This is a genomic window from Lentzea aerocolonigenes, assembly GCF_000955955.1.
Lineage (GTDB): Bacteria > Actinomycetota > Actinomycetes > Mycobacteriales > Pseudonocardiaceae > Lentzea > Lentzea aerocolonigenes_A.
Genome location: NZ_JYJG01000059.1, coordinates 76344 through 90678 on the forward strand (window position 1 = coordinate 76344; position 14335 = coordinate 90678).

Annotated in this window: 13 protein-coding genes; 6 read left to right on the plus strand and 7 right to left on the minus strand. The window is 69.1% G+C overall.

What is annotated here, in order from left to right:
• Position 1: 1 nt before the first annotated feature.
• Together UK23_RS10755 and UK23_RS10760 are read right to left on the minus strand one after the other, a co-directional pair.
• Positions 2 to 619 carry a hypothetical protein gene (locus UK23_RS10755; RefSeq protein WP_045311271.1) on the minus strand — a complete coding sequence of 206 codons (618 nt, stop codon included), beginning with the start codon at positions 617 to 619 and terminating at the stop codon, positions 2 to 4.
• A gap of 55 nt (positions 620 to 674) precedes the next feature.
• A complete protein-coding gene (locus UK23_RS10760; RefSeq protein ID WP_045311272.1) occupies positions 675 to 1313 on the minus strand; it encodes a hypothetical protein in 639 nt (212 codons plus the stop codon).
• A gap of 315 nt (positions 1314 to 1628) precedes the next feature.
• Here UK23_RS10760 and UK23_RS10765 point away from each other — a divergent pair, with 315 nt between their 5' ends.
• Complete coding sequence (locus UK23_RS10765; protein WP_045311273.1) at positions 1629 to 2615, plus strand: ribosome-inactivating family protein; 987 nt, start codon at positions 1629 to 1631, stop codon at positions 2613 to 2615.
• Between the two features lie 100 nt (positions 2616 to 2715).
• On the opposite strand, the gene UK23_RS10770 is transcribed toward UK23_RS10765, so the two are convergent.
• Positions 2716 to 3684, minus strand: a complete 969-nt coding sequence (locus UK23_RS10770; protein WP_082114557.1) for a DUF4239 domain-containing protein — start codon at positions 3682 to 3684, stop codon at positions 2716 to 2718.
• A 479-nt stretch (positions 3685 to 4163) separates the two neighbouring features.
• On the opposite strand from UK23_RS10770, the gene UK23_RS10775 reads away from it, so the two are divergent.
• Positions 4164 to 4865 (plus strand): response regulator, encoded by a 702-nt coding sequence (locus UK23_RS10775; protein WP_045311275.1) that lies wholly within the window; start codon positions 4164 to 4166, stop codon positions 4863 to 4865.
• A 137-nt stretch (positions 4866 to 5002) separates the two neighbouring features.
• Here UK23_RS10775 and UK23_RS48500 read toward each other — a convergent pair whose 3' ends face one another.
• Both UK23_RS48500 and UK23_RS10785 read right to left on the minus strand, forming a co-directional pair.
• Complete coding sequence (locus UK23_RS48500; protein ID WP_052684547.1) at positions 5003 to 5956, minus strand: Rieske 2Fe-2S domain-containing protein; 954 nt, start codon at positions 5954 to 5956, stop codon at positions 5003 to 5005.
• 67 nt (positions 5957 to 6023) lie between these two features.
• Entirely contained in the window at positions 6024 to 7229 is a 1206-nt protein-coding gene (locus tag UK23_RS10785; RefSeq protein ID WP_045311276.1) for a monooxygenase, read from the minus strand.
• Positions 7230 to 7434: 205 nt separating this feature from the next.
• Here UK23_RS10785 and UK23_RS10790 point away from each other — a divergent pair, with 205 nt between their 5' ends.
• Complete coding sequence (locus tag UK23_RS10790) at positions 7435 to 9585, plus strand: MMPL family transporter (protein ID WP_045311277.1); 2151 nt, start codon at positions 7435 to 7437, stop codon at positions 9583 to 9585.
• Positions 9586 to 9626: 41 nt separating this feature from the next.
• Here UK23_RS10790 and UK23_RS10795 read toward each other — a convergent pair whose 3' ends face one another.
• Positions 9627 to 11063, minus strand: coding sequence for a HAMP domain-containing sensor histidine kinase (locus UK23_RS10795; RefSeq protein WP_045311278.1), 1437 nt, complete (start codon positions 11061 to 11063; stop codon positions 9627 to 9629).
• Complete coding sequence (locus tag UK23_RS10800; RefSeq protein WP_045311279.1) at positions 11060 to 11743, minus strand: response regulator transcription factor; 684 nt, start codon at positions 11741 to 11743, stop codon at positions 11060 to 11062. The genes UK23_RS10795 and UK23_RS10800 overlap by 4 nt, the downstream gene beginning before the upstream one ends.
• Before the next feature lie 225 nt (positions 11744 to 11968).
• Here UK23_RS10800 and UK23_RS10805 point away from each other — a divergent pair, with 225 nt between their 5' ends.
• The 3 genes from UK23_RS10805 to UK23_RS10815 form a co-directional block, all read left to right on the plus strand.
• Complete coding sequence (locus UK23_RS10805) at positions 11969 to 12610, plus strand: hypothetical protein (protein WP_045311280.1); 642 nt, start codon at positions 11969 to 11971, stop codon at positions 12608 to 12610.
• A gap of 148 nt (positions 12611 to 12758) precedes the next feature.
• Entirely contained in the window at positions 12759 to 13961 is a 1203-nt protein-coding gene (locus UK23_RS10810) for an epoxide hydrolase family protein (protein ID WP_052684548.1), read from the plus strand.
• Between the two features lie 14 nt (positions 13962 to 13975).
• Positions 13976 to 14335, plus strand: a 360-nt coding sequence (locus UK23_RS10815; protein ID WP_045311281.1) for an epoxide hydrolase N-terminal domain-containing protein, incomplete at its 3' end; no start/stop codon positions are given.

The following is a 14335-nucleotide window of genomic DNA, read 5'->3' on the forward strand; positions in this document are numbered from 1 at the left end:
CTCACCGCGGCAGGCGCGGGTCGATCTGCTTTGCGACGGCGCCGAGCCGGTCGGAGTTGCCGGTGTGCGCGGTTTCGGAGAGGGTCAGCACCCACGAGCGCGAACCCGATCGCCACACCACGTAGGCGACGTTCTGCTGCTGTTGCACCACAAAGCCGTTCTCGCTGAACGCGGCCTGCCCGATGCCCGCGACCTCCGTCACCCGCACGTCGCGCATGCCGCTCGACGCCGGGTCGCGGACCAGCGTCCGCGCGAGAGCCAGTTCTTGGTCATAGGGCCGCGTTGCCGGAGCGAGCGTCAGCAACGCGCTCCCGTCGGCCATGGCGTAGCCGCAGGCATCGTTCTCGGTGCCCTGGTTGGCGGCGGCGCGCGGCACGGCCCGAAGCGATGCCGACACCGCCTGGGCAGCGGGGAGGTCGAGGGCCTCGCAGAGCGACGACGTCGGCGCGGTTTTCATCGAGGGCGGCGAACTCGGCTCCGTCGAAGAAGAAACGGCCGGTGCGGGCACGGTGGCGATGGCAGGTCCGGCGACCGGGGCCGGACTGCCGCCGGCACAGGCGGTCAGCAGTCCACAGAGGACGGCGCAGGTCGCCGTGGCGGCGAACCGGAGATGACGCATGGCGATTCCTCACTGGGGTGCGGCCCGGCCCCGTGGCCGGGACCGGGCCGGTCGGTCAGGACCAGATGTTGTACGTGCCGTAGTCGCTCACGTGTTCGTTGTTCTCCCAGTGGCCCCACCGGTAGTTGCCGTCCCACCAGTACGTGACGGCGTTGGGGTGACGGCTGTCGCAGTGGTCACCGTTCGAACGGAACGCGCCGACGAAGTCGCCCTGCTTCCAACGGCGCTCCACCACATGGATGGGCTGGGCGAACTGCCCGGGCCTCAGGTTGGTGGTGAACGTGAACGTGGTCGACGTGGAGCCGTTGCGCCCGTAGTTGGGAGTGAGGCTGCCCAGGTACGGGATGCTCACGCTGAGGCCCGAGGACCACGACCAGCCCGTCGTCTTCGAGTATCCCCACGAGTACTGGCAACCGGGAGAGTTCCAGGGACACCGGAACGTGTCGCCCCGCCACACCCAGTCCTGCCAGGTGTTCGGGGCCTGTGTGGTGCCCTCCGCCCACGTGGTGTCGCCCTTCAGGTCCGGGTGGCCGCCACCCTGGTCGAAGCACCAGGTCTGCGCCGAGGCCGACCCTTGCATGGCGAACAGCGCCAGCGGGACCAGCGCCAGCGCTGCCAGCGGAGACCACCAACGCCTCCTCCTGCTCTGGGAACTTTGTCCCTCGCGGGACGCCCGGAAATTCGCAAGCACCATTGAAACCACCTTGAAGAAGAGAAGGAATGAGGAGTACACCTCCTGCCGAAACGAACGCTGACAGAGGCGCAAAGATTGCGCAATGTGTACCTCTTGGTGCTCTGCCCATTTTTCCGAGAATGGGTAGCACTACACATGAACGGTTGTCGCATGCGCCGTCATGTCCGTTCTCAGTGAAATGTGATCGCTTTTCGGAATCCGATCTGCGGCGAGCTCTACCCATCTTCTCGGGAATGGGTAGTACGACGCATGTACCAGCGGTTTCCCGCCCGCATCCTGATGTCGCCAACGCCAGGAACCAGGAAGAAGGGCACAATGGCCACTCAGAGCAGCACCGGCGAACGCCGGCGGCGGGGTCTCCTCTCGAAGTTCACCAAACCGGGCAGGGCGTCGGTACTGGGCACCGTCGCGCTGGCCATGATCGCCACACTCGTCAACCCGATCGGTGTGCAGAGCGCGTCGGCCGCCGACGGCAACCCCACCTTCTGGATCGGGCGTGGCGACGCGAGGCAGGCGCGCGACGACTACTGGGGCTTCATCAACCACATTCGCTCGTTCGCGGACCAGGGCAGGGACCGGTCCGTGGCCGGCACCAGCACGCCGGTCGACCACACCGACGCTGCCTCACAGGGCTATTTCCAGGTCGACATCCATGCGTGGGACGGCAACCCGAACGACTACGTCCGCCTCCAGATCCGCGCTGCCGACCTCTACCTCGTCGGCTGGTGGTCGAGCGACAACTACTACAACCGGGTCGACGACACACGCGCACCTACCGCTCGCTGGCAGGACCAGACCTTGAGGGAGGCGGCCGGTGAGCGCACCCCCTCGTTCCATGGTGACTACCCCAGCCTTCAGAACACGGCGGGCGTCGCACGCAGGGACCTGCACTTCAACCCCGGAGCCTTGAACGACTCGGTCTGGGCACTGCTCAACGCTCACGAATTCCGCCGCGAGGAATCCAGCGCGCAGCGTGGCCAGAACACCAGGGACCAGGCGCTGGCCGTGATGCGGCTCGCGCAGTTCGTCTCGGAGGCGACCCGCTTCCGCTCCTACTCGGACTACATGGCCACCGCGGTGGTGCCGGGCGGGGACGTCGTGCTCCCTGACCAGATCATCGACCTCCCGAACCAGTGGGACTCGCTCAGCCAACGGTTCAACCTGCTGCGCAGGGAGCACAGGGACGACAGGAACCCCTTGACCGTGTGGGCCCGCAACGAGAACGGCGGTGTCCAGCAGTACGTCCTCTGGACGCTCGCGCTGTACGCGAACTACATCCTGAACACGGCAAAGGGCAGCTGACGACAAGCCCCTCCGACAGGCCAGGGCCGGATCCCCACCGGTCCTGGCCTGCGTCTGCCTCGCACCGTTGAAGTTCTGGATCCGGCGGAAACCTCGCCAGCTATCGGCGCTGGGTGCCGGTCTTCGCGGTGAACCTCTCCCACGCGGCGTCCATGAATCGGTCGTAGCGCTCTCCGATGCGCTGGCCTGGCGGCATCGCCTCGATCGGTGCGACGTCGACCACCTCCATGTCTTCCAGCGCGCGCTCCAGGTGCGTCGGCTCCACCCGGACCGCGCCGGAGAAGGGGCGATCGAGCTGGGCTATCAAGACCAGTACGAAGGTGAAGATCATGACCGCGACGGCGGCGAGCAACGCATGCACGATCAAATGGGGCGTGCCGACGAACACCGGGAGGACCAGGCCGAACATGCCCGCGGTGACCAGCGCGGACCACAGGGTCTTCGGGATGGAGGAGGTGACCTGCGCCGATCGGACGCGGCGGGCGTCGATGAGCGCACCAGCGCGGTTCAGTGCGTGGCCGTAGCGGATGCCGTCTCCGGTGGAGCCGCCAGGTTCGATGTTCTCGAGTTCGATCTGCCACAACACGATCCGGCCCCACACGCCCTCGCTGAGCCTTCGCTCGGTGGCCATCAGCCGCCACTCCTCGTCGATGACCAACGACAGGTATTCACGCATCAGCGTTTGGATGGTGGTGCGCGCCTGCTTTGGGAGAGTGCGTGCGTACCAGTACAAGTCCAGCGCCGCCCTGGCTTCCTTGGCGACGTTCTGCTTGGCTTCGCCGATGGTGGTCCAGGCCGACACGATCATGAGGCTGGCAGTGAGCGCGAACAAGGTGCCGGACATTCCGGTGATCAGTCCGCTGTAGTCCTGCAGGGCGCCTCGGATGTTTTCGGGAACTACGCGGTGCGCGGCGAGGGCAACCGCGGCGGCGATCAGACCGGCACCGGCCGTGGTGAGCAGTCCGGTGGCGACACGCCGCATCGAATCCTCCAGCCCGCAGTGACGACCCCTTCGAGTTAAGCAGAGGGCTCCCGATGCGCCACTTGACGAAGACGCGTTGGCTGACATTCATCCCATCGTGTTGTTGCTGGTAAGGGCCGTCTTCTGGCTGATTGACGTCTGCGAGGACCGACCCGGTTCCATGATCCAAGAACCACGTCCGTCGCTGGCGCGCGCAGGGTCCACCGACCGGTGTCGAAGCTCTGCAACCCTTGCATTGCAGGTGTTTCGTGCTACTTCGGGCGAGTCTCACACTGTTCGTGCTGGAGCAGAACTGGAGCAGTACCAGGAGCGTGACGTCGTCGAACGGCACTCAACGGCGCCTGTTTGCGCTGGAGTTGTTGGGGGTGCTGGTGGTCCGGAGACGTTGCGTGCCGAGGGTTCCGGTGCGGCCGAGTGTGCTCGGACGGCCAACCGGCTTGAGTGCCGTTTTAACGGTCGTCTCAGGTCCGCTCGGTACGAAGTAGGCATCGCCGGGCGGAACGGTCAGCGCGCCCCGCACCGGACGGTGGCTGAACCGTCCACGTGACTCCGAAAGGCAGCCGTTCATGATCTCTGTGCTCGTGGTGGACGCCCAGCCGTTGCAGCGTTTCGGCGTTCGCATGCTCTTGGAGAGCGCCCCCGACACCGAGATCGTCGGCGAGGCCGAGAACGGTGCCGAGGCCGTTCGGTCGATCACCGAGCTGCATCCCGACGTGGTGCTGATGGACATCCGCATGCCGGGCGTCGACGGGATCGAGGCCATCCGGCGCATCGTCGCGGCCGGTCGGCGTTCGCGGATCTTGGTGCTGACGACGTTCGACGTGGACCGGTACGCGCTCGCCGTGCTGCGGGCCGGGGCCAGCGGTTTCCTGCTCAAGGACACCCGCCCGGAGGAGCTGCTCGCCGGCATCCGGGCCGTCGCCGCCGGGGACGCGGTGATCGCGCCGGCGCTGACTCGGCGGCTGCTCGACGCGTTCGCCGGTCAGCTCGACGATGACCTCTGCGGGCCCGTGCGGGCGGAGCCACGGCTGAACTCCCTGACCGGCCGCGAGCGCGAGATCCTCGTCGCCATCGGCCAAGGCCTCACCAACGGCGAGATCGCGCAACGGTTCACGCTGTCGGAGTCGACGGTGAAGACCCACGTCGGGAGGGTCCTCGCCAAGATCGGCGCACGGGACCGGATCCAGGCCGTCATCCTCGCCTACGACCTGAGACTCACCCGGCCGGTTCACCGCCTCTCCGACCGCCACTACGCCGCACGGGTGTGAGCTCATGCGTTCGACGCTTCCTCAGGCCGGTGCCAGCGGCTTCCTGCTCGAAGACGCCGGATGCACGCCACCTGGTGATCCGCGACGCGCTGCTCGCGCCGCGGATCACCCGGCACCCGCTACCGCAGCCCCGAAGATCAGGCGAGCACGACCTGGCCGTCAACGACCTTGACCGGGATTTTGATCAGCGGTGCGGGTGCGGGCCCTCCGGTCACCTGTCCGTTCTCGTCGTAGGTGGCGCCGTGGCAAGGGCACCGGAATCCAGGGCCGACGTAGGAGACCGGGCAGCCCTGATGACGGCAGGTGGCGTCGTACGCCAGGAAGGTGTCCGTCGCCGGGCGCAGGAGATGGGCGGGCTTCCCGTCCGGCGTGGTGAAGCTCTTCGACGAGCCGACGGCGATGTCGTCGACGGCAGCGATCACCGGGCCGTGGCTCGCCGAGTCCGCCGGCGAGCGAGCAGGGCGCCGGGCGAGCGCCAGCGCGCTGCCCGCGGTGACTCCGGCAGCGGTCGCCGCCGCCGCGATCATGCCGCCCCGCAGCACGGTTCGTCGCTCGACGTCGTCCTGCACTGTCCCGCCTTCCTCCGGCGTGGGGTGCGGCGGCAGGCCGAGCCTGTGTCGCACCTTCGCACGCAGCCGGGCGCTCAGTGACAACACCCCGGCGTCGCCCGCGATCAGCAACGGGGTCCAGGCGACGGCGAACACGATGTCGGCCCCGAGGTAGTACGGCTGAGTCGTCCAGCTCACCGTCAGGAAGAAGCTGAGCGAGAGGAGAACGCCGCCGAGTGCGGCGAGCCGGGTGAACAGCCCGAGCAGGGTGGCGAGCCCGACCGCGATCTCCCCGAAAGCGATCGCCAGCCCGGCGACGGTCGCGTGGTCCGCGGCCAGCGAGACCAGCGGGCCGATCGGGGAGGTCGCGGCGGCGTTCACCATCTGCGCGTGGACACCGAGTGGCGAGGTGCCGTCCAAGTAGTGCGTGTCGAGGAGCTTGGAGAGACCGGCGTAGGAGAAGGTGCCACCGAGAAAAGCACGCAGTGGCAGCAGTACCCAGACCGGCGACAGCCTCGGGGAATCCAGACGCAGCCGGGTCATGTCGTGGCCGAGTACACCGTCGTGGACCGAGATACCTCAATGAGTTCACGCATGTTCGACCCTCACGTCAGGACCTGCGGGGGGAGACGGTCATGATGCCCGTGCACATCTCGTCGCTGGTGCCGTCGCCCCACACCACGTAGCGGGGCGGCAACTTGCTCAGCTGCGGCAGCTTTTTGCGCAGCCCCGCGTCGTGCGTGCACGTCACCCGCAGCGTGTCCCCCGGACCGATCTCCACCGGCTCCGGGAGCTTCACCAGCCGCTGGTTGTCGAAGTCGAACTGCGGTACGTCCAGCACGACCTTGGCGTTCGGCTTGCCGGGGTTGAGTTCGACCTTGATGGACCGCCCGAGCAGGTGCATGTGGCCGAAACCGGCGAACAGCGTCATCGGTGCCGGCACCTCTTGGTCGCACGTCTGGGTGTTACCGGGCTTCGGCGCGCTCTGGCCGCACTCCTCCAGTTGCTCGTCCGCGGTGCCACCGACCTCCGGCCCGAACCGCTTCGTCACGTCCGCGATCGAGGCCGCCCGGTCGCAGAGCGGACCCGACTCGTCGGCGGCGCAGGGCAGGTCGGTCGGCGCGTCGAGCGGGAACGTGTCGAGCTCCCGGGTCTGCGGCGTGCCGTCCGTCAGCCGCAGCCGCACCGCAGAGCGGTCCGATCCGGCCGGCTTGCCGTCGCTCGCGAGCAGGTTGTAGTGCATCTGGAGGACGATCAGGCTGCCCGGCTCCAGCTTGAAGCCGACGTCCTCGGTGAACAGCGTCTCCGAGGCGCCGGGCGCCCAGGTGTCCACCCACGCCGCCTCCCCCTCTTCCACTTCGGCGCCGGGCACGCCGGTCCCGCCGAAACACTGCCAGCCGAGGCCGGGGGTCTTCGCGTCCTGCTCGCGCACCGCGGCAGCACCGGCCGGTGGCACCGCGTACACGATGGCGTGGTGCGCGAGGGCGACGTTCTCCGGCGTGACCTGAGTTCCGGTCACGAACGCCGCCTTGGTCAGGCCCGGATCGATCACCTGGCACCGGTACTCGTCCGTGCCGCCACCCTCCGGCGGCGCGGGCGTGTAGGCCTCGGCCATCTTCAGGTCGACGAACCGCTCGCCGGCGCGCAGCGGCTGCGTTGGAGCCGGCGGCTGGCCCGCGTGCCCGTTGTGCGGGCCGGGCGGGATGGGCACCGCACCGTTGCCGGCGTTCGACCCGCAGGCGACGACGGCGAATGCCGTCGCCAGCGCCGCGGTGGCCGCCCCAAACCTCCACAGTGGACTATCAGGTTTCGTCATGGCCTGAACGCTAGGGCCAAATCCGCCCCGTTTCGTCGTACTGCGGTCGTCACTTCGGGAGGTGGGCGGTACGACGGTACTACGCCGTTGAGTCCTTTTAGGACTGTCGACGGGCCTGAGCACCGGATTAACGGTCCTCTCAGATTCGCTCGATAGGAAGTCGGCGCCAGACAGGCGAAGTACCACTTGTGCAGGAGGCTCGTGAATGGCAGTCAACGCAGCGCCGTACGGGAAAACACCGGCCGGTCGGCTGGCAGGCCGGTGGGTGCCGTGGTCGGTGATCGGCTTGTGGTTGGTGCTGACGGTGATCATGGGACCGTTGAGCGGAAAGCTGAGTTCGGTCACCACCGACAAAGCCGCGGACACCCTGCCGGCCGGCGCCGAGTCGACCAAGGTCGCCGTGCTGGAGGACAGTCTCCCCGGCGGGAACGACAACACGTTCGTCTTCGTGTACCACCGTGACAGCGGCATCACCGACGCCGACCGCGCGACGGTCGAGCGACAGTACGACGCCCTTGCCAAGCGGTACCCGGCCAAGGTGGTGACACCGGACGGCGAGGACGACGAGGGCCCGCGGACGAGACCTTCCACCGACGGCAAGGCGATGATGTTCACCCTCGACGTGAGCACGACCTACGGCGCTCCGGAGGCCATCGTCGGCCCGTTGCGCGACGCCGCGAAGGACCGCCCCACCGGCCTGGAACTCGACGTGACCGGCCCGGCCGCGGTCGACGGCGACATGGAGGCCGTCTTCGACGGCATCGACCTGCAGGTCCTCCTCACCACCATCGTCGTCGTCACGCTCCTGCTCATCATCACCTACCGCAGCCCGGTGTTGTGGCTCATCCCGCTGGTGGCCGTGGGCGCGGCCGCACTGACCGCGATGGCGACCGTCTACCTGCTCGTCAAGGGCTTCGGCATCGTGGTCAACGACCAGAACTCGGCGCTGCTGACGATCCTCGTGTTCGGCGTCGGCACGGACTACGCGCTGCTGCTCATCGCCCGATATCGGGAAGCCTTGCACCACCACGAAAACGTCCGGGTCGCGATGATCCACGCGCTGCGCGGCGCGGCGCCGGCCATCGTCGCGTCCGCCGCCACTGTGATCGCCGGCCTGCTCTGCCTGCTCGTCGCGGACCTCAACAGCACCAGCGGGCTGGGCCCGATCGGCGCGGCCGGCATCCTGTGCGCGCTGGTGGCCATGCTGACGCTGTTCCCGGCGCTGTTGGTGGTGCTCGGCAGGCGGATCTTCTGGCCGGCCGTCCCGCGGTTCAGCACGGCCGTGGAGGAGAAGCCGGGGCTGTGGGTGCGGCTCGGCGCCGCCATCAGCCGCCGCCGGTGGGTGGCGACGCTCGGCTCGCTCGGCGTCCTGGGCGTCCTCGCCCTCGGGCTGATGGGCAACACCGGCGCCCTGCGGGAGCAGGACCAGTTCGTGTCCGCGCCGGAGTCGGTCACCGGCTTCACCGTTCTGCGCCAGCACTTCCCGGAGCTCGGCGGCCAGCCGATGACGATCTTCACGCGGCCGGCGCACCAGGAGCGGGTGCTCGACGTCGTCAAGGGCGTTCCCGGTGTGGCGGTGGCGGTTCCGGGTGAGACCAGCGGTGGCTGGGCCGACATCTCGGTGTTCCCGAAGGACGCGCCGGACACCGTCGCGGAGTACGACACGATCAAGCGGGTGCGCACCGCCGTGCACGCGGTGAGCGGGGCGGAGGCGATCGTCGGCGGGCCGAGCGCGGAGCACCTCGACACCGAGGAGACCACCAGCCGCGACGAGAAGCTGGTGATCCCGTTGGTGCTCCTCGTCGTCCTGATCGTCCTCGGGCTGCTGCTGCGAGCGATCGTGGCCCCGCTGGTCCTGATGGCCACCGTGGTCGTGTCGTTCGCGGCGGCCTTCGGCGGCAGCGTGTTCGTCTTCGACACGATCCTCGGGTTCAAGGGCATCGACTACTCGGTGCCGTTGCTGGCGTTCCTGTTCCTGGTGGCGCTCGGCGTCGACTACAACATCTTCCTGGCCAGCCGGGCACGGGAGGAGGCAGTGCGTCTGGGCACCCGGAAGGGCATGCTCAAAGCCCTCTCCGCCACCGGTGGTGTGATCACCTCGGCGGGCCTGGTCCTGGCTGCCACGTTCGGTGTCCTCGTCTCGCTTCCGCTGGTGATGCTGATCGAGGTCGGGTTCCTGGTCGCCTTCGGCGTGCTGCTCGACGCGCTGCTGGTGCGGTCGGTCCTGGTGCCCGCCCTCACCCTGCTGATCGGCCGGCGGATGTGGTGGCCGAGCCGGCTTTCCCAGCCGGTGGAAGAGCTGCCGGTCGGTCAACGGTCGCGCACCGACGATGAGGAGCTCGCGCTGCAGCGGTGAGCGCGGACGAGATCCGGGACGGGCCCCGTGCCCGTCCCGGATCAGCGCACCGCGGTGTCCTCCCCGGCGGTGAGTCGTGCGATCGAGGCGGCCGGAAGGTCGACTCGAAGCAGCGCGCCACCGCGTGGGGAGCGGGCGACGGTGGCCCGGCCGCCGTGAGCGTCGACGACCCGCTGCACGATCGACAGCCCCAGACCGGATCCCGGCAACGCCCGTGCGCTCTCGGCCCGGTAGAACCGGTCGAACACCCGCGGCACGTCGGCTGCGTCGATGCCCGGCCCGGCGTCGTCGACCTCGAGCACCGCCGACGCGCCTTCGGTACGGAGCCGGACCTGGACCGGCTGGTCCGCGGGGGACCACTTGCCGGCGTTGTCGATGAGGTTGAGCACCGCCCGCTGGAGCGCGGCGGGACGCCCGCTCACCCACACGGAGGTCACGTCGAGTGCGATCTCGATGTCGGGCGCCCGGGAACCCGCCTGGGTCGCGGCGGCCACCACCACGTCGGCGAGGTCGATCAGTTCGGTGCTCTCGTCGCTGACGTCACCGCGCGCCAGGTCGGTCAGCTCGGCGGCAAGGGTGCTCAACTCGATCACCTGGGCGCCGAGGTCGTTGAGCAGCCGCGTCCGGCTCTCCGAAGGCAGTCCGCTGTCCAGGGTGCCGCGCCGATCGAGCCGGATCAGCAGCTCGATGTTGAGGCGCAGGCTGGTGAGCGGGGTCTTGAGCTCGTGGGCGGCGTCCTCGGCGAGCAGCCGCTGGGCCTGCCGGGAGTCCCGGAGCGCGGCGAGCATGTCGTTGATCGACCCGATCAGTTGCCGGATCTCCCCACCGCCCTCGTCCGGGATGTCGGCGTCGAGATCCAGGGTGTGCGCGACCCGGACCGCGGCGGCGGCCAGCCGGTCGATCGGTGCCAGCCCGGTCCGTGCCACGGCCCGCCCGACAAGGGCGCCGCCGACCACGCAGAACAGCCCGATCAGCAGCATGCCCAACCCGAGCTGGTCGGTCTGGCTTTCGTCGGCGACGCCGGCCACCTGGACCGCGCCGTCGCCCGCCCGCAGCGTGTAGATGAGGAAGTCGTCGTCGCTGTCGGTCGACTCCAACAGGTCGGCCGACGCGCCCTGCGCCACGCGCCCGGCGTGCTCGCTGACGGGGGGCAGCGCGGGTTGGCCGACCGGCGTCCGGGTCGAGCCGTCGGGCAGGATGACCCGCACCAGCCGACCGGATCCGGAATACGGCGGTAGCTGGACCTGCGCCAGCCCGGTGCGCTCCGCGTTCGTCGCCAGGACGCGGGAGTCGGCGCGCAGCTGATCCTCGGTGGTGTGCCGCAGCTCCCAGTCCAGCAGCTCGATGGCCACCTGGAAGGCCAGGAACACGCTGACCGCGATGGCCGTCGCCGCGATCACCGTCAGCCTGGTCCGCAGGGACCGCCGGCGCCACCACCGGGTCAGCCGGCGCGGTTCCCGGTCGGCGGGCCTGCTCACGGAGGAGTCTCGCGCAACGTGTATCCCAGGCCGCGCAGCGTGTAGATCAATCGCGGCTCACCCTCGGCCTCCAGCTTGCGGCGCAGGTAGCTCACGTACACCTGGAGGTTGTTCGAGGTGACGCTCATGTCGTAGCCCCAGATCGCCTCGAACAGCGCGCCTCGGGTCAACACCCTGGTCGCGTTGCGCACGAGGACCTCCAGCAGGAAGAACTCGGTCCGGGTCAGACGGAGCGGCCGCCCGCCCCGCCACGCCTCGAACCTGTCGGGATCGACCCGGACGTCGGCGAACGCCAGGATCTGCGACTCGTCGTCGCCCTGCACGCGGCGGCGCAGCAGGGCCCGGACCCTGGCCAGCAACTCCTCGGTGGCGAACGGCTTGGGCAGATAGTCGTCGGCGCCCGCGTCCAGCCCCGCGACCCGGTCGGAGACCTGGTCCCGGGCGGTGAGCATCAGCACCGGCAGATCCCGGCCCGCTGCCCGCAACCGCCGGCAGGTCTCCACCCCGCCGAGGCGGGGCATCATCACGTCGAGGATCAGCAGATCCGGCTCGTCGACGCCGACCCCGTCGAGCACGGCGAGACCGTTGGCGACGGTGCTGGTGTCGTAACCCTCGACCTGGAGCACCCGCTCCAGCGACTCACGGATGGCCGCCTCGTCATCCGCGATCATGATCCGCACGCCGGCCCGCCCCCTCCCGTCGATGCTTTTGCCGCTCATCGTCCCGGATCAACCTGAGGCCAGGATTAGAGGTTCGCCGCTGTGGCGCCCGCGGGCCGTGCTCCGCCGGCTCTACGTCAAGAAGGTGACTCCGGCCGAAGAAGAGTGAAACGGTGTTGACCACGTAGTCCAATGAGGGGCTCCCGCGACCGGGAGTCGTGCCGCACAACGCTCCTCGGAGGACGCATGGGTCTGGTGCCGGTCCTGGTGGTGATCGGGGTTCTCCTGTTGATCACGATCGCCGTGGTGTCGATCGTCAACGTCGGGCAGGAGAACGCCCAGGCCCGCTCCCTCTCGGTCGCCACCGCTGTACTCCGGCGCCAGGCGCGCGAGCCCCGGTGGCGGCAGGTCCCCGACGATGAGGACGTGCCCGCGGGACGGACGGGAGCTTCCGGACGGACGCGGCATGTGGCACTGGCGGGAACCCGGGACGGGCGGGCGGTGCGGGTCGCCGTCTTCGCCTCGTCGAGGCCCGCGGGAACCTGGCAGGGCGCTCCGGTCAGGTGGGCCGTCGTCCCGGGCCTGGTGGTGGTCGTGGACGCGCCGGAACTGCCGGGAGACCTGCAGCTGAACCCCGTCCAGGGCGCCCAGCGGTACGGGGTCCTGGGCAGCCTGGCGCCTCTCGTGGCGGGAGACACCGCGAAGAAGGTGTTCGCCCAGCTGGAGTCGTACCAGCCACCGGCTGTGGATGTCGTCGACGGCACGGCGTGCTTCACCTTCACCGACATGGACCTCGCCGAGCAGCTGGACGACCTGGTGGCCATGGCGTGCGACGTGATCGACATTCTCGTGGACGTCAGGAAGTCGGTTCCGCCCGGCGGGGAGTAGGCAGCACGGCCGGCTCGTTCGAGCCCGCGAACACCCTGGGCCGATCCCTGGTGATGCGCAGACCAGGGGTTCTCACGGGCGCGATCCGCAGGTGGCCATCGCCACGCTGAAGGGAGTCCGAATTCCCTCATGAAAGGCAGGGCGTGACATGACCACGCTCGAGCAGCACGCCGACCACGCGATCCGACCGTTCACCGTGCGCTTCCGCCGGGAGGCGCTGGACCAGCTGCGCCGTCGTCTGGAGGCGACCCGCTGGCCGACCCGGGAACTGGTCGGCGACCGTTCGCAGGGGGTGCAGCTGGCCACGATGCGGGCCCTGCACCGTTACTGGGAGGGCGAGTACGACCTGCGGCGGGTCGAGTCCCGGCTCAACGCGCTGCCGCAGTTCACGACCGAGATCGACGGCGTGAAGATCCACTTCGTGCACGTCAGGTCCAAGCACCCGGACGCGCTGCCGCTGATCATGACCCACGGCTGGCCGGGGTCGGTCATCGAGATGCTCGACTCCGTCGGCCCGCTGACGGACCCGACCGCACATGGCGGCGCCGCGGCGGATGCGTTCCACCTCGTGCTGCCGTCCCTGCCGGGGTATGGCTTCTCGGCCGAGCCGGCCGAGGTCGGATGGGACCTCGTGCGCACCGCCCGAGCGTGGGCGGAGCTGATGCGCCGGCTCGGTTACGACCGCTACGTGGCTCAGGGCGGCGATGTCGGGGCCGGCGTCACCGATGCGATGGGACGACTGGGCCCGCAGGGGCTGGCCGGCATCCACACCAACCTGCTCGTGCCCGCGCTCAACGACCCCTCGTCGCTGCCGAACGACACCGACGAGGAACGCGCAGCGCTCGCCGCGATCAAAGAGTTCCAGACCACCGGCAACGGCTACTTCGTCGAGATGGCCACCCGGCCGCAGACCATCGGGTACGCGCTGCTGGACTCACCGTCCGCGCTCGCCGCCTGGATGATCGACCACGACACCGACGCCTACTACAAGATCGCCGGCGCGTTCGTCGACGGCAAGCCGTCCGGCAACCTCACCCGCGACCACGTTCTCGACAACATCACCGCCTACTGGCTGACCGGCACCGGTGCGTCCACCTCCCGAAGCTATTGGGAGGCATACGGAGCCGATGCTCCCACCGCGGGCCGTCCACCACTTCCGGCGCCGCGGGTTCCGGTCGGCTTCAGCACGTTCCCCGGCGAGATCTGGCGGACTCCGCGCAGCTGGGCCGAACTGTCGTACCCCACGCTCAGCTATTTCGGGGTCGCCGCACGGGGCGGTCACTTCGCCGCCTGGGAAGAGCCGGAGCTGTTCGCAGCCGAGGTCCGAGCCGCGTTCCGAGAACTGCGATAGTGAGGGGGAGATCAATGTCCGGACCAACGAGGCGGCAGCTGCTGCAAGGCGGAATCGCCGCCGGACTCAGCGTCGCGGTGACGAGTGCGCTCGGAGAACTCCCGGCGTACGCGTCGCGGGACGGGATCCATCCGTTTCGGGTCGCTGTCCCTCGCCGGCAGCTCGACGATCTGCGCGAGCGGATCGCGGCCACGCGCTGGCCGTCACGGGAACTCGTCGCCGACCGCACGCAGGGTGTCCAACTGGCGGCCGCGCAAGCGCTCGCCCGCTTCTGGGCCACCCGCTACGACTGGCGCCGATTCGAGGAGAAGATCAACGCGCTGCCGCAGTTCACGACCGAGATCGACGGCGTCGACATCCACTTCATCCACGTG

Excerpts from the sequence above, each read along its gene's own strand:
- UK23_RS10755 (WP_045311271.1), bottom strand. The coding sequence starts at position 619 with ATGCGTCATCTCCGGTTCGCCGCCACGGCGACCTGCGCCGTCCTCTGT.
- UK23_RS10760 (WP_045311272.1), bottom strand. The coding sequence starts at position 1,313 with ATGGTGCTTGCGAATTTCCGGGCGTCCCGCGAGGGACAAAGTTCCCAG.
- UK23_RS10765 (WP_045311273.1), top strand. The coding sequence starts at position 1,629 with ATGGCCACTCAGAGCAGCACCGGCGAACGCCGGCGGCGGGGTCTCCTC.
- UK23_RS10770 (WP_082114557.1), bottom strand. The coding sequence starts at position 3,684 with ATGTCAGCCAACGCGTCTTCGTCAAGTGGCGCATCGGGAGCCCTCTGC.
- UK23_RS10775 (WP_045311275.1), top strand. The coding sequence starts at position 4,164 with ATGATCTCTGTGCTCGTGGTGGACGCCCAGCCGTTGCAGCGTTTCGGC.
- UK23_RS48500 (WP_052684547.1), bottom strand. The coding sequence starts at position 5,956 with ATGACCCGGCTGCGTCTGGATTCCCCGAGGCTGTCGCCGGTCTGGGTA.
- UK23_RS10785 (WP_045311276.1), bottom strand. The coding sequence starts at position 7,229 with ATGACGAAACCTGATAGTCCACTGTGGAGGTTTGGGGCGGCCACCGCG.
- UK23_RS10790 (WP_045311277.1), top strand. The coding sequence starts at position 7,435 with ATGGCAGTCAACGCAGCGCCGTACGGGAAAACACCGGCCGGTCGGCTG.
- UK23_RS10805 (WP_045311280.1), top strand. The coding sequence starts at position 11,969 with ATGGGTCTGGTGCCGGTCCTGGTGGTGATCGGGGTTCTCCTGTTGATC.
- UK23_RS10810 (WP_052684548.1), top strand. The coding sequence starts at position 12,759 with ATGACCACGCTCGAGCAGCACGCCGACCACGCGATCCGACCGTTCACC.